General features: G+C 75.9%; 1 pseudogene. It reads left to right on the top strand.

Features of this window, described 5'->3' with window-relative positions:
- A pseudogene (locus tag Q2100_RS31715) lies at positions 1–323 on the top strand (DUF349 domain-containing protein); the annotation flags it as partial.

The following is a 323-nucleotide window of genomic DNA, read 5'->3' as shown; positions in this document are numbered from 1 at the left end:
GCCGGCGCCCCGGCCCGGACGGCCCGCGCCGGTGGTCACCGCGCCGCCGGCCAGCGATCCGCATCGCTTCGGGCGGGTGGATCCCGACGGCACCGTGTGGCTGATCACCGCGTCCGGTGAGCGCACCATCGGCTCCTGGCAGGCCGGCGACAACGAGGCCGCGTATGCGCACTTCGGCCGGCGATTCGACGATCTGCACACCGAGGTGGCGCTGCTGGAGACCCGGCTGGCGTCCGGCACCGGCGACGCCCGCAAGATCAAGTCGGCGGCCGCGGCGCTGGCCGAGACCCTGCCGACGGCGCACGTGCTGGGCGACGTGGACG

This window comes from Mycolicibacterium arseniciresistens (assembly GCF_030519285.1).
Classification (GTDB): domain Bacteria; phylum Actinomycetota; class Actinomycetes; order Mycobacteriales; family Mycobacteriaceae; genus Mycobacterium; species Mycobacterium arseniciresistens.
This window is presented reverse-complemented; position numbering and strand designations above follow the sequence as displayed.